Source organism: Pauljensenia sp. 27098_8_83, assembly GCF_041432695.1.
Classification (GTDB): domain Bacteria; phylum Actinomycetota; class Actinomycetes; order Actinomycetales; family Actinomycetaceae; genus Pauljensenia.
Genome location: NZ_JAPWAD010000028.1, coordinates 24,191 through 38,917, shown reverse-complemented (window position 1 = coordinate 38,917; position 14,727 = coordinate 24,191). Strand labels below are relative to the sequence as shown.

General features: G+C 64.5%; 12 protein-coding genes. 9 read left to right on the top strand and 3 right to left on the bottom strand.

Annotation, left to right across the window (positions count from 1 at the left end; genetic code table 11):
- Window positions 1–37: 37 nt before the first annotated feature.
- The gene (leuA, locus tag O3656_RS09405) at window positions 38–1,792 is read right to left on the bottom strand and encodes a 2-isopropylmalate synthase (protein WP_500063765.1); all 1,755 of its coding nucleotides are present in this window, start codon (window positions 1,790–1,792) and stop codon (window positions 38–40) included.
- Window positions 1,793–1,974: 182 nt separating this feature from the next.
- On the opposite strand from leuA, the gene O3656_RS09400 reads away from it, so the two are divergent.
- From O3656_RS09400 to O3656_RS09360, 9 genes are all read left to right on the top strand, one after another.
- Window positions 1,975–3,636: an L-lactate permease gene (locus O3656_RS09400; RefSeq protein WP_500063763.1), complete on the top strand. Its 1,662-nt coding sequence runs from the start codon at window positions 1,975–1,977 to the stop codon at window positions 3,634–3,636.
- A gap of 101 nt (window positions 3,637–3,737) precedes the next feature.
- Window positions 3,738–4,028 (top strand): hypothetical protein, encoded by a 291-nt coding sequence (locus O3656_RS09395; protein WP_500063762.1) that lies wholly within the window; start codon window positions 3,738–3,740, stop codon window positions 4,026–4,028.
- Window positions 4,022–5,221, top strand: coding sequence for a hypothetical protein (locus O3656_RS09390; protein WP_500063761.1), 1,200 nt, complete (start codon window positions 4,022–4,024; stop codon window positions 5,219–5,221). Before O3656_RS09395 ends, O3656_RS09390 begins: the two co-directional genes overlap by 7 nt.
- A 60-nt stretch (window positions 5,222–5,281) precedes the next feature.
- Window positions 5,282–5,644, top strand: coding sequence for a hypothetical protein (locus O3656_RS09385; protein WP_500063760.1), 363 nt, complete (start codon window positions 5,282–5,284; stop codon window positions 5,642–5,644).
- Window positions 5,645–5,647: 3 nt separating this feature from the next.
- Window positions 5,648–6,196, top strand: coding sequence for a hypothetical protein (locus O3656_RS09380; protein WP_500063758.1), 549 nt, complete (start codon window positions 5,648–5,650; stop codon window positions 6,194–6,196).
- An 81-nt stretch (window positions 6,197–6,277) separates the two neighbouring features.
- On the top strand, window positions 6,278–6,832 hold the full coding sequence (locus O3656_RS09375) for a hypothetical protein (RefSeq protein ID WP_500063757.1): 555 nt from the start codon (window positions 6,278–6,280) through the stop codon (window positions 6,830–6,832).
- 312 nt (window positions 6,833–7,144) lie between these two features.
- A complete protein-coding gene (locus O3656_RS09370; protein ID WP_500063755.1) occupies window positions 7,145–7,942 on the top strand; it encodes a (Fe-S)-binding protein in 798 nt (265 codons plus the stop codon).
- A gap of 1 nt (window position 7,943) precedes the next feature.
- Window positions 7,944–9,566 carry a LutB/LldF family L-lactate oxidation iron-sulfur protein gene (locus O3656_RS09365; protein WP_500063753.1) on the top strand — a complete coding sequence of 541 codons (1,623 nt, stop codon included), beginning with the start codon at window positions 7,944–7,946 and terminating at the stop codon, window positions 9,564–9,566.
- Between the two features lies 1 nt (window position 9,567).
- Complete coding sequence (locus tag O3656_RS09360; protein WP_500063752.1) at window positions 9,568–10,242, top strand: LutC/YkgG family protein; 675 nt, start codon at window positions 9,568–9,570, stop codon at window positions 10,240–10,242.
- Between the two features lie 802 nt (window positions 10,243–11,044).
- On the opposite strand, the gene O3656_RS09355 is transcribed toward O3656_RS09360, so the two are convergent.
- Window positions 11,045–13,510, bottom strand: a complete 2,466-nt coding sequence (locus O3656_RS09355; RefSeq protein ID WP_500063751.1) for an excinuclease ABC subunit UvrA — start codon at window positions 13,508–13,510, stop codon at window positions 11,045–11,047.
- Between the two features lies 1 nt (window position 13,511).
- Entirely contained in the window at window positions 13,512–14,726 is a 1,215-nt protein-coding gene (gene era / locus O3656_RS09350; RefSeq protein ID WP_500063749.1) for a GTPase Era, read from the bottom strand.
- Between the last annotated feature and the right edge of the window lies 1 nt (window position 14,727).

The following is a 14,727-nucleotide window of genomic DNA, read 5'->3' as shown; positions in this document are numbered from 1 at the left end:
AACGAGGCCGGGGTCCCTATCGTTATCGCGCGCGCTCTTAGCGCAGGGCGCGGTTCACCGCCGAGATGACGGCCTTGTAGGACGCGCGAGTGATCGAGGAGTCGATGCCGACGCCCCACACGATCTGACCATCCACGGCCGCCTCCACGTAGGCGGCAGCGCGCGCATCACGGCCCTGGCTCATCGCGTGCTCGGAGTAGTCGAGGATGCGCACATCCAGGTCGAACTCATGCAGCGCGGACACGAACGCGTCGATCGGGCCCTTGCCCTGCGCGTGAACCTTGACGACCTCGCCGTTGTCGGTGAGCGTCGCGTTCAGCTCGACATGCTCATCATCCATGGTGCCCACCTGCGAGGAGCGCAGATCGAAGCGACCCCACGACTCCAGGCCCGGCGCGGCGTTCGTCGGCAGGTACTCGTCGGCGAAGATCTGCCACAGCAGATCCGCGTTGATCTCGCCGCCGTACGTGTCGGTGTGGCGCTGGACGATGCGAGAGAACTCCACCTGCAGGCGGCGCGGCAGCTCGAGGGCGTGCGCCGTCGACATGAGGTAGGCGACGCCACCCTTGCCGGACTGAGAGTTCACGCGCACCACGGCCTCGTACGAGCGGCCCACGTCGTGCGGGTCGATCGGCAGATAGGGCAGCTCCCACACGACCGCTTCCTCGTCGCCACCAGCCGCGTCGACCTTGGCCTTGCGGGCGGTGAAGCCCTTCTTGATCGCGTCCTGGTGCGAACCGGAGAAGCTCGTGTAGACGAGGTCGCCGACGTAGGGGGCACGCGGCGAAGTCTCCATCTGCGTGCAGTGCTCCACCGTGCGACGGATAGCGTCCACGTCGGAGAAGTCGATGCCCGGATCGATGCCCTGGCTGAACAGGTTCAGCCCCAGCGTCACCAGGTCGACGTTGCCGGTGCGCTCACCCTGACCCAGCAGGCAGCCCTCGATACGATCCGCGCCGGCCAGCAGCGCCAGCTCGGCCGTCGCCACGCCCGTCCCGCGGTCATTGTGCGGGTGCACGGACAGCGCCACGTACTCGCGGCGGCTCAGGTTGCGGCTCATCCACTCGATCTGATCGGCGAACACGTTCGGGGTCGCGCGCTCCACCGTGGAGGGCAGGTTCAGGACGATCTCGCGTCCCTCGCCCGGCTCCCACACGTCCATGACGGACTCGCACACCTCGAGGGCGAAGTCCAGCTCGGTATCCACGAAAATCTCGGGCGAATACTCGAAACCGAAGATCGTGTCATCATCCAGGCGCTTCTCGGCCTGCGCAATAATCTCGCGCGCACCGGACTGGGCGAGCTCAACCGTCTGCGCCTTATCAGCGTGGAAGACGACCTCGCGGAACACGGGAGCCGTTGCGTTGTAGAGGTGCACCGTCGCGCGCGGGAAGCCAACCATAGCCTCGACCGTGCGCTCGATCAGCTCGGGGCGCGACTGGGTGAGCACCGAGATCGTCACGTCCTCGGGCACCGCGTCGTCCTCGATCAGGGAGCGCACAAAGTCGTAGTCGGTCTGCGAGGCCGCGGGGAAACCGATCTCGATCTCCTTGTACCCCAGCTTGATGAGCAGGTCGAACATGCGGCGCTTACGAGCCGGGTCCATCGGCTCGATGAGGGCCTGGTTGCCATCGCGCAGGTCGGTGGACATCCAGCGCGGCGCCTTCGTGATGCGCTTGGAGGGCCACTGGCGATCCGGCAGATCGATCGGATTCGTATCGAGGAACGGCCGATACTTACGGATCGGCATTCGCGAGCCGGAGGGAACGGGAACAGCGGATGTAGTCTTCACGCTTCGTAGTTTATCGACGAGGCACTGCCCACGAGCAGGCACTGCGCATACTGGACGTGAGATGCGGCGCGCTCCCCCATCCGGCATTGACAAAGAAAAACGCTCAAAACTGTGTACGCCTCTGCGTTCATATGTCATGATGATTAGGTCCAATGTCCCACACACCGACGCGCGGAGCAGCCATGACTTCTCTTTTGTTAGCCCAATCTTTTACCCCGTCGACGACTGCCGTCGCGGGTAACGTCTTCCTGACAGCCGTCGTCGGGCTCCTCCCGCTCGTCGTGTTCTTCGTCCTGATGGGCGTCTTTAAGGTCGCCACCCACTGGTGCTCGATCATCTCCCTGGTGCTGTCCCTGGGTATCGCTGTCCTCGCCTTCAAAATGCCCGTCGGCATGGCACTCTTGGCCGGCACGCAAGGCGCGGCGATGGGCTTCATGCCGATCATCTACATCATCATCGCGGCCGTGTGGCTCTACAACCTCACCGAAAAGTCGGGTCGCAGTGCCGACCTGAAGGCCGTTTTTAACACGATCGGCCGCGGCGACCAGCGCGCCCAGGCCCTCATCGTCGCCTGGTGCTTCTGCGGTCTTCTCGAGGGCCTGGCCGGCTTCGGCGCTCCCGTGGCCATCACCTGCGCCATGCTCGTAACCCTCGGCGTCCCCAAGATCAAGGCAGCCGTCGTGGCCGTCGTCGGCAACGCCATCAACGTCGGCTTCGGCGCCATGGCCATCCCCACGACGACCGCGGGCAAGCTCGGCGGCGCGGACCCCGTCGTCGTCGCCGGCGATATGGGGCACCTGACCTGGATCTTCTGTCTGTTCATCCCGTTCCTGCTGCTGTTCATCCTCGACGGCGCGCGCGGCGTCCGCCAGCTCTGGCCCCTTGCCCTCGTCGCCGGTCTCGCTGCCGGTGCGGGCCACTTCTTCACCCCCTCGGTTTCCTACGAGCTGACTGCGGTCGTCGCCTCCCTGCTCGGCTTCGCCGCCTGCTACGTGTTCCTGCTGGCGTGGGGTCCGACGACCCCCACGGAGTGCGCGACCGAGGCCGACGAGGCCGACAAGCCCACCGGCTCGCGCATCGGACTGGCACTCCTGCCCTACGTCCTCGTCGTCGTCATCATCGCGATCACGAAGCTGGCCAAGCCCGTCGCCGCCTTCTTCTCATCGACGGACGTCAAGGTCCCGTGGCCTGGCATCTACGGCAACCTGCTGACCGGCGACGGATCGCCCTCGACCGCCGCAATCTACTCGCTGCAGATCCTATCCAACCCCGGCACCTGGATCTTCGTCACCGGCATCATCGTCGCCATCGTGTACGGGACGAACTCCTCGAACGGCCGTTTCCAGACCTCCGTGGGTGAGATGTTCGCGGTCCTGCCGCGCACCATCTACTCGCTGCGCATGGCGATCCTGACAATCGCCTCCGTCATGGCCCTCGCCTTCGTCATGAACTTCTCGGGCCAGACCACCTCGATCGGTGCCGCGCTGGCGACGACGGGCGCGGCCTTCGCCTTCCTCTCCCCCATCCTGGGCTGGATCGGCACGGCCGTCGCCGGCTCCGCAACCTCGGCGGGCGCGCTCTTCGCGAACCTGCAGTCGACCGCCGCGGCCGGTGCGGGCCTCGACCCGTCGATCCTGCTGGCCGCCAACACCATTGGCGGTGGCATCGGCAAGATCGTGTCCCCGCAGAACCTCGCGATCGCCGCGACCGCCGTCGAATCGAAGGGCTCCGACGCGGAGATCCTCAAGAAGGCCGCCCCCTACTCGGTCGGTCTGCTCCTGGTCCTGTGCGTCCTCGTGTTCATCGCATCCCAGGGCTGGCTGGGTGCCTACATGCCGCACTGATCCATTGCTGCGCATGTGATCGGAGGTCCCGGGAGGCAATTTGCTTCCCGGGACCTCCCACTTGTAGGCTCCCAACAGACATACGGACAAAGGAGACGACAGTGCCCGACTTGAGTTTTTCCAGCGACGCCTTACGCACGGCTGCTCAGTACCTGGGCGGATCGTCACCCGCGACAGAGGTCACGCCCCCAACTGGAGACCCCTGCAGCCGCGTCTACGCAGCGCGAATCAGCGGGCCGATCAGCAACCTCAACGAAGAAGAGACCGCGATACAGGACGCGCTCAAGGCAACGCACTCCAACATGCTGGCGACACAGCAATCCTTCGAGGTGATGGAAAGCAGCATCTCCGACTCGATCGCCTCCGCCCTGAAGGGAAACATCCCGTGGTAACGAAAACGCAGCTCTATGCGCTCGATCTATCCAGCTTCACTACTACGCTCAGTGAGCTAGACTCGTCACTTCACACCAGCCAGGAGAAGTTAGACGATATCGCGCATTCAAAAGACCTAGTTGCCCAGACGATGCAGGGCCAGAGCGCCGATGCGCTCCTTGCGAGGCTGCAAGCGATCGAAGACCAGATCAACGCTCATATCGTGGAGATTCAACAGTTACAGACCGTTCTCACGACATATCGTACGAACAAGACGCGCCTCCAGGGCGACGTTATTGGACAGGTAGAGAAGATCGAGCTCGACGGTTTCGTCGTCACTGACACGTGGGGTGTTCGGCCGATTCGAAACCGCCTGTTTTTTGCAAGCCCCAAGGACATTGGACGGCTCTTCATCCAGGCCACTCAGTATCGAGATAGCCTCGTTCCATTGGTCTCGGCCTTCGAGCAATACGACCTGCAGGCAGCGATCACTGCCGGACCGGGCACGACGCCTTACACGACGTCGGGCGGTTATTCGACCGTCGAGCCCGATCGCACCCAGAAGTGGGACGAAGACTTCGTCTGGGGGTCAAAGAAGGGTCAAGCCACCCCCAACGATTATCTCCTATGGGAGGCCGGACAGAGCGGCCTCGGCGGCGTATATGGCCTCGGCATGACCGACGCAGCGAGGTGCTACGCGCATTTCCGTGACAACACCGGCACCCCCATGACTGTTGATTACGAGCGAGCGTACAAGGAGGACGCGGGCATTCGAAACCACGTCAACGGAGAGCTCAATGGTGCGCTGGCGGCAGCAAACGAGGCGGCCTTAGCCGGCCAAACCGGCGTCACCCTCCACTCCCCCGGCAGCAGTCTCGGCGCGACCGGCGATTATCCGGAGACAGCGAACTGGAAGTGGGCACTCGGCGGCCACAACACCTACACCGAGACGAACGTTCAGGTCGACGGGGATACGATTACCGCGACCGTCACCGTTCATGCGCGGGACAAGTGGAACTTCAACAGAGGCGAGCAAGATACTGTTACAGGCCTCGGCGATGACGTCAACGGCCGTTTCGAGGAGCTCGGATGGGCCAAGAGCTTCGAGACCAGTGGGAGCATGACCCAGACATACACCTGGAAGGTCGGCGAAGAACCCCCCGTTCTGCCGCACACCCCTCACAATGTCCTCGATGAAGAATCCATCCATTAGCCGGCCGACAACAACGGTCGCCGATAGAGAAAACAGAAACTAGAAAGGAGGCCGCAGGCCATGGTGAGTTTCCATCAGCTCATGTCAGCGGAGATGCTCGACGAGCTGCTTCCGACCCACGAGTTTTTTCACGTCATTGACCGTCGCGTCATTCTGAAGTCTGAGTCGGATCTGCCACTTCCGGCGGATAGGTTCATGGTGATCTGCGCCGAGGCGAACGAGGAGTGGAGCAGCCTTCTCGCTGACAATTGCACCGGCGAATACACGGGTGATCTGTGGCTTCCCGCGTCGCTTGCGGATCTCCGCCACCAGCACTGGATGACCGGTCCCCATCTGCCGACCTATCTCGGCATTAGCAGCTACTCGACCCGCGTCGCGATCTGTGGACAGTATGTGTACGTCTGCGTGCACATTGGGGCATAACGGATGAAGCTCCCACTCAAGGCCCTCGTGCCCCTGCTCGCAATCGCGGCGCTCGCCGCCGCCTGCAACCCCTTTGCACACAAAGCTTCGGCTCCTCAATACCCGCAGGACCCCCGCTTCTCTGAGTTCGTCTTCCAAAGCGATGAAGAGCCAACCGTCAAAGACCAGACGGACTCTGTGAACCTACGTTGGCCGAACATGGAGGCGACCGAGGCGCACCTCGCCATCGCTTATTCCAGCCAAGAAGGCTTCCTTCCCGACAAGGACCCGGAATTCTGGCTGACCGCTGTTGCCACAGTCCCCGACGAGACGATCCAGCTCCTCGCGGAGGGGGCAGCCACCGACACACTGCTACCCGGCATCTATCCTGGTCTCTACGAGTATGTGCCGCAGGAGTGCCAGTTCACCACCATCGATCCACAGTTCGCGGACAAAGCCCTCGCACCCGATAAGTCGAGCGTTCCCGATGATTTTGGTCCCATGAGCATCGAGGGACTAGCTATGTCCAAAGACTGTCACCTTCTCGTCATGACCGCCCTCGGTCACTCCTGAGCCACACAGCCCTCACCCTTCCTTCTCCACTACACCCCGGCCTCGTCGATACGAATCCGAAGGATCCACCCAAGGACAACCATGAAGCTCCCACTCAAGACCATCGTGTCGCTGCTAGCGGTCGCTGCGCTCGCCACCGCCTGCAACCCCTTCACGAACAATAATTCCCGGTCCAGAGGTACCCACGATCCGCGCTTCGCCCCGTTTACCTACACGAGCGACCGCAAGACGGAGGTACAGACGCGCCTCGACTCGTTGAACGAGCGTTGGCCGGGAATAGAAGCAACCTCCGGGCATGTGGTCGTCGCGCGCACCCATTCAGGAATCTTTCATATTCTCGATCAGGATCCCGAATACTGGTTGACCGGAGTCGCCACCGTCCCCACCACGACGATTGACGCTCTCATGGAAGATGCGACCGGGGACGCGAGTGTCCTGCCGGGCATCGATCCGCGGCTCTACACGTACGTGCCCGAGAACTGCCATTTCTCGACGATCAACCCAGGGCATGCGAACACAATCCTCCCGCCTGAAAAAGGCAAGGGAAGTCGCGATTTCAAAACCCTGCCCATCAGTGCGATAGCGGTGTCCGAGGACTGCCAACTGCTCGTCCTCACGGCGATCGGCCACCCCTAATCCCCTCGGGCACCACTCTTCCTTGTCCACCGCACCCCGGCCTCGTCCATTTTCGAGGTCAGAGCGAACGTACGCACGCACGAAACCATCGCAAAACTGAAAAACGAAAACTCACCCTGAGCTAAGTCGGGTTCCAAAGGTCCTAAAACGCCCGATAAGCCGCTGTTTTTCACTGATTACTTTTCAAGATTTTTTGGCGATAAATGGCGGGTAAAACAACCTTGCGCACACTGTCTGAACAAAAACGCATGCTGGGACCTCGGACCCAGCCATACCCTGGGAAGGACAGCACCCACGAGGAAGGATCCCCCAGTGCGCATCGCTCTCTTTTCCACCTGCCTGGCAGACGTCATGTTCCCCCAGGCTGCCCAGGCCACAGTGACCCTGCTGGAACGCCTCGGCCACGAGGTCGTCTTCCCTGAAGACCAGGTCTGCTGCGGCCAGATGCACGCCAACACCGGCTACTTCGAAGACGCCGCGAAGATCACCCGCAACCACGTCAAGACCTTCGAGCCCGTGCTCGACGGCCAGTGGGACGCCATCGTCGTCCCCTCCGGCTCCTGCACCGGTGCAGCGCGCCACGAGCAGCGGGTTGTCGCCGAGCACGTGGGTGACAAGGAACTCGCGAAGCAGTCCCAGCGCATCGCCCAGCACACCTACGATCTCACTGAGCTCATCACCGACGTGCTGGGCCTGGAGGACGTGGGCGCATACTTCCCCCACACCGTCACCTACCACCCAACCTGCCACTCGCTGCGTATCGCCAAGGTCGGCGACCGCCCCTACCGCCTCCTGCGCGCCGTCGAGGGCCTGACCCTCATCGACCTGCCTGACGCCGAGGTCTGCTGCGGTTTCGGCGGCACCTTCGCCATGAAGAACTCCGAGACCTCCACGTCGATGCTCGCGGACAAGGTCACGAACGTCATGTCGACTCGCGCCGAGGTCCTCGTCATGGGCGATTACTCCTGCCTCATGCACGTCGGCGGCGGCCTCTCCCGCCTCAACTCGGGCATCCGCCCCATGCACCTCGCCGAGATTCTGGCATCCACCAAGGACCAGCCCTTCGAGGGCAACATCTCCTTCGCACCCGAAAGCGCACAGGTGATCTGACATGTCTGAAACATTCATCGGTATGCCCGGCGTGGTCTCTGACGACGCGAACGCGCAGGCACACACGGGCGGCTGGCGCACCACCGTCTCCATCCCCGAGGACACCCTCCGCTGGGGCCCCACGTTCCCGCAGGGCGCCCACAAGACCCTGGCGAACACCCAGATGCGCCGCAACCTGGGCCATGCCACCCGCACGATCCGCGCCAAGCGCGGGCAGCGCGTCGCGGAAATGCCCGACTGGGAGGACCTGCGCAGTGCAGCCGAGGCCGTCAAGTTCGAGGTCGAGTCCCGCATGCCCGAGCTCCTCGAAGAGTTCGAACGCAACGTGACCGCTCGCGGCGGCATCGTCCACTGGGCGCGCGATAAGCACGAGGCCAACCGCATCATCGCGGACATCATCAAGTCCAAGGGCGTCGACGAGATCGTCAAGGTCAAGTCCATGGCCACCCAGGAGACGAACCTCAACGAGTACCTGAAGGAACAGGGTATCCACGCTCGCGAGACCGACCTCGCCGAGATGATCGTTCAGCTGGCCGACGACATGCCCAGCCACATCGTGGTCCCCGCGATCCACCGCAACCGCTCCGAGGTCCGAGGCATCTTCCTGGATCGCATGGAGGACGCGCCCCGCGACCTGTCCGACGACCCGACCGAGCTGACCGCCGCGGCACGCTCCCACCTGCGTAAGAAGTTCCTGCACGCCAAGGTTGCTGTCTCGGGCACGAACATGGGCGTCGCGGAAACCGGCACGGTCTCGATCTTCGAGTCCGAGGGCAATGGCCGTATGTGCCTGACCCTGCCCGACACGCTCATCACCCTGATGGGCATCGAGAAGCTGGTCCCCCGCTTCCAGGACATCGAGATCTTCTCCCAGCTCCTGCCTCGTTCCGCCACCGGCGAGCGCATGAACCCCTACACCTCCATGTGGACGGGCGTCACCCCCGGCGATGGCCCCCAGGAATTCCATCTGATCCTCATGGACAACGGCCGCACCAAGGTCCTCGCCGACCCGATCGGCCGCCAGGCCCTCGCCTGCATCCGCTGCGGCTCGTGCATGAACATCTGCCCGGTGTACCAGCACACCTCCGGTCACGCCTACGGCTCCGTCTACCCGGGCCCCATCGGCGCGATCCTGACCCCGCAGCTCACCCAGGGCCTCGGCGAGCACGATCCAGTGCACACCCTGCCCTTCGCCTCCTCCCTGTGTGGCGCGTGTGGCGAGGTCTGCCCCGTCAAGATCGATATCCCGACGATCCTCATTCATATGCGTGCGCGCACGGTTGACGTCAAGCGCAACCTGGTGCCGGACGTGTGGGACCTCGCGATGAGCGTGACCACCCCGGTCATGTCGAACGCAAAGCTGTGGAAGGCCGCGAACGTGCCGACCAAGGCGACGCGCCTCTTCGCGAAGAAGGGGGCTATCGGGGCACTGCCGTTCCCGGCCTCGCTGTGGACGCACGCACGCGACCTGCCGGTCGCCCCCAAGGAGACCTTCCGTCAGTGGTGGAAGCGCACCCACAAGGATTCCGACGCCAACGCGCCTCGCACCGACGCCCCCGCGACGGGTGTCCCGCTCGCATCCGAGCACGGCATGACAACCAACACGACCCCGAAGGAGGCGTGACATGAGCACCACCACCATGGACGCGAAGACCGCGATCCTGGCTCGCGCACGCGACGCCATCTCTCGTTCCCAGCAGGACCGTCCGGTGCGCCCGATCCCCCGCGACTACATCCGCTCCACCGAGCACGCGCCCGGCTCTGACGCGGTCGTCGAGGAAATGATCGAGAAGCTCGAGGACTACTCCGCGCAGGTCGTCGTGGTTTCCAGCGACGACGAGGCCGCCGACGCAGTCTCGAAGTTCCTGGCGGACAAGGCGGCCACCTCTGTCGTGGTTCCCTCGGGCCTGGATGACGTCTTCAAGAAGGCCGCAGCCCGCGACGGCCGCACGGTGCGCGAGGATAGCCGCGAGCAGGCCATTGCGACGCTGGACCTCGACAAGATCGACGCCGTCGTCACGCGTTGCCGCGTCGCTATCTCCCTGTCCGGTACCATCGTCCTCGACGGCGAGCCCGACCAGGGTCGCCGCGCGATCACGCTAGTGCCCGACACGCACGTTGTCGTCCTGCGCGCCTCCGACATCGTCCCCACGGTGCCGCAGGCCGTCGATATTCTCGGCAAGAACCCGACCCGTCCGATGACCTGGCTCGCTGGCGGTTCGGCGACCTCCGATATCGAGCTGGTCCGCGTCAACGGCGTGCATGGCCCCCGTTTCCTGCGAGTCGTCATCGTCAAGTGATCTGATCACAGCACAGCAGTGCCCGGCTGCCACGTGGCGGCCGGGCACTGCGTTATGCCTTCTTCATGAGCCGTTCTGTCCCGGGGCATGGCAGTTGGCCCCTACGGGTGGCACCCTAAGCTACTCCATGCGCAGTAGAGCCCGACAAGTCGAAGCATCCCGGGGATCGTGGACAGTGTCGTGGGCCGACGTCCGCACACAGAAGTTCGCCTGAGGCACTTCATCAACCATAAGTCGCATGCAATTCGGGTGCCCAAACTTTCTACAGCACCCCAAAAACGTTGCAATTCCAACGATACGATTTCAAAGTTTGAAATGTTCGCACAGGAATTGCATGCGACATTTCTGGGGAATCACAACACGAGGCCACACAGAACCCCAAGCAGGGGACACTTAAACACCGGAGACGCTCAAGCCCCGGAGGTGCCCGCATCCCCGGCCGCCACAACTGCCAGAAGCACGGGGGCACTGCACCCGATCTGGGGCGCTGCACCCGATAGGGGGCGCTGCACCCGAACAGAAGAGGTGTATTGCCTACGGATCGGGTGCAGCGCCCCAACACACAAGAATAAACGCGGAACTGGCAAACCGAGTCACTCCTGGCCCACAACTAGCCCGGGCAGCCACCACCTCACCTGAGGCCGAATCACACCACAACGACACACAAGGGGCCACAACACCCCTCCATGCGCTGCTGGGCCCGGCTAGTGGCAGTATGGGCACGCCGCCCACGCCGCCAACTATCAGGCTAACATGCGCATGAAAGGGCGGACACGGCCACCAACCGGTACTGATGACCCCGTTAGCGCAGGAAACGACCCGTCACCGAGGCCTCATTCGCCGCAATGTCGGTCGGCGTCCCCTGTGCGATGATGCGCCCGCCTTCCATGCCGCCGCCCGGTCCCATGTCGATGACCCAGTCGGCGCAACGGATCAGGTCCAGGTCGTGCTCGATGACGAGGACCGTCGCTCCCCGCTCGATGAGGTGCTGCAACACGTCGAGGAGGACCTGCACGTCGTCGGGGTGCAGGCCGATGGTCGGCTCGTCGAAGACGAAGAGCGTGCCGTCCTGGCACCTGCCCATCTCCGAGGCGAGCTTGAGTCTTTGCGCCTCGCCACCTGACAGGGCGGGAGTGGCCTCCCCCAGCGTCAGGTAGCCCAAACCTAGGCCTGACAGCGTTTCTAGGAGCGCACCCGCTTTCTTCAGACCGCGCACGGCAACCCGGGCCTCGTCCACGCTCATCGCCATGATGTCGGGCAGGCTCAGCCCATCGCGGCGGATCTGCGACGCCTGCGCGCCGTAGCGGCTCCCCCGGCACTCGGTGCACTCGATGTCCACGTCCGGCAGGAACTGCACGTCCAGGGTGATCTGCCCCGTCCCATCGCAGGTCGGACACCGCAGCGAGCCCGTGTTATAGGAGAACGCGCCGGGTTTCAGCCCGCCCGCCTGCGCTTCCTCCGTGCGAGCGAACGCCCGGCGCAGCTCATCCAGGACGCCAGAGTACGTCGCCACAGTCGAGCGCACATTCACGCCGATGGGTGTCGCGTCGATCAGGTTGACGCGGGAGATCCCGGCATCGTCGACGGCGCGCACGTGCGCAGGCAGGGAGTCGCCCGCCAGGCGCGCACGCAGTGCGGGAACCAGCGACTCAAGCACGAGCGTCGTCTTGCCCGACCCGCTCACGCCCGTGACGGCCGTCAGCGATCCGATGGGAATGTCCACGCTGAGGGGGCGCACCGTGTGTATCTGCGAAGTCTCCAGGTGAATCGCGCCGCGCCCGTCGACGTCTGCTCCCCGACCCGTCTCCTCTGCCGCCCGCTCAACGCGACGCAGCCCCGCCATGTAAGGGCCGATGCGAGAAGCGGGTGCATCCAAGACCTCGTCGATGGTGCCCTGGAAGATGACGCGACCGCCGTCTGCGCCAGCTCCCGGGCCTATCTCAATGAGGTGGTCGGCAGCCCCCAAAACCCGCGTGTCGTGGTCGACGACGACAACGGAGTTTCCGTCGGCGATAAGCTCACGGATGATCGATAGGACACCGTCGACGTTGGAGGGGTGCAGACCGATTGTCGGCTCGTCCAGCACGTAGAGGACCCCGGTCGTCCGGTTGCGTACAGCTCGGGCGAGCTGCACGCGCTGACGCTCGCCATTGGACAGCGTCGAGGACGCGCGGTCTAGGGACAGGTAGGACAGGCCGAGCTCGACGAGGCGCTCCATCGGCTCGGTCATCTCGTCGACGATGACGCGGGCCATGGGGGCTACTTCCTCCGGGACGAGGCCGGGGACGCGCTGGACCCACTCGCGCAGCTCCGTGAGCGTGAGGCGCGAGGCCTCGCCCAGGTCGATGCCCTCGATCAACGTGGAGCGCACCCGCTCCCCCAGGCGCGTGCCGTCACAGGCCGGGCACGTGCGGGTGATGAGGTACTTGTCGACACGAGCGAGGGCCTTCTCGTCCTTCGCCTTCGACAGGGCGTTTTCGACGGTGGCGACCGCATTAAAGTAGGTGAAGTCCAGCTCCGCGCCACCGGTCTTGGTGGCGACGACGATGTGGCGTTTTTCGGCGGGCCCCTCGTAGACGATTGTCTTTTCGGCGTCGCTCAGGTCCCGGAAGGGTACGTTCGTGCGCACGCCCATCTCGCGGGCGACGTCCTTCATGAGTTTCCACATGAGGGATCCCCACGGGGAAACCGCACCCTCGTCGATGGTGAGGGACTGGTCGGGCACGAGGGACGCGCGGTTGACGACGCGCTGGACGCCCGTCCCCTCGCACACCGGGCACGCGCCGGCTGAGTTGAAGGCCATCTCCTCCGCGCCGAGCCCGTAGAAAGATTCCCCGCACTGCGGGCACTTCAAAGGAATCTCAAGCGCGACGTTTCGCGAGGGCGGGACGCGGTGCCCGTTCGGGCACAGGTAGGAGCCCGCGCGCGAGAATAGGAGGCGCAGGTGGTTGAGAAGCTCCGTCGCCGTGCCGAAGGTGGAGCGCACGTCGGGCACGCCCGGGCGTTGGCGCAGCGCGAGCGCGGCGGGCACGTGCGCCACCTCGTCGACCGAGGCCTTAGCAGCCTGGGAGATGCGCCGACGCGTGTAGGTCGCCAGGGACTCCAGGTAACGCCGCGACCCCTCCGCGTAGAGCGTGCCCAGGGCCAGGGAGGATTTGCCCGACCCAGACACGCCCGCGACTGCGACGAATTCGTTCAGGGGAACGTCAACGTCCACGTTTTTCAGGTTGTGGACGCGGGCGCCGCGCACGCGGATGACGCTGGGCATGTCAGAACCCCAACCGTCCCAGCATCTTCGGGTCGGACTGCCAGTCCTTGGCAGTGCGCACGTGCAGGTCGAGGTAGACGCGGCGGCCCAGCAGCTCCTCGATGTGGGCGCGGGCCTGCGTGCCGATCTGCTTGAGGCGGCTTCCCTTGCGGCCGATGATGATGGCCTTCTGGGAGTCGCGCTCGACGTAAACGTTCACATGAATGTCAAGCATGGGCGGGCGGTCGTCGCCCTCGCGACGCGGCCGCTCGATGATCTCCTCGACCTGGACGGCCAGAGAGTGCGGCAGCTCGTCGCGCACGCCCTCCAGGGCGGCCTCGCGGATGAATTCGGCGATCAGGGTGTCGCGCGACTCGTCGGTGACGTCGCCGTCGGGATAGAGCGGGGGCGAGAGCGGCACGGTCTCGGCGAGCACCTCACGCAGGTGATCGATGCCCTTGCCTTCGACGGAGGAGACGGGCACGATGGCGGCCCACTCCCCCAGCTTCTCGATGGACAGGAGGTGCTTCATGACGCGGTCGCGCGGCACGGCGTCGCACTTGGTCGCCACCGCGATGATGGGTCGCTTGATGCCGCGCAGTTCGCGGGCGATGAACTGGTCTCCGGGGCCGATGCGCTTGTCTGCGGGCAGGCAGAAGAGCACGACGTCGACCTCGGAGAGGGCCTCACGCACCATGTCGTTGAGGCGCTTGCCCAGCAGCGTGCGCGGGCGGTGGTATCCGGGTGTGTCCACGAGCACCAGCTGGTAGTTATCCCCGTGCACGATGCCGCGGATGTTGTGACGCGTGGTCTCGGGGCGGCCCGAGGTGATCGCGATCTTGCGCCCGACCAGCGCGTTCGTCAGGGTCGACTTGCCGACGTTGGGGCGGCCAACAATCGACACGAAGCCGGCACGGAAGTCCTCGGGGAAGTCCGGGATCTCGATGGTCGCGGCCGCGTCCTCGCGCAGGGATGCGAGCGAGGTCAGTGCCTCGAAGGCCTCGAGGTCGGCGTCTTCCTCGTCCTCCAGTCCCTCGAAGTCCTCGTACTCTTCCTCGGAATCCTCGCCGTCGCCGGACTCAGCCCCGGCCTCGTCCTCGTTATCTTCGCCGAGGCCGGCGTCGATCTGCGCGCGAGCGTCGGCTTCCGGGTCGGCAGCGTCGGGTTCGACCTCAATGCGCGCGTCCCCGAAGGCGTTGGGGCCGGCCATGAGTTCGTCGTCGGAGGGGAATCGCATG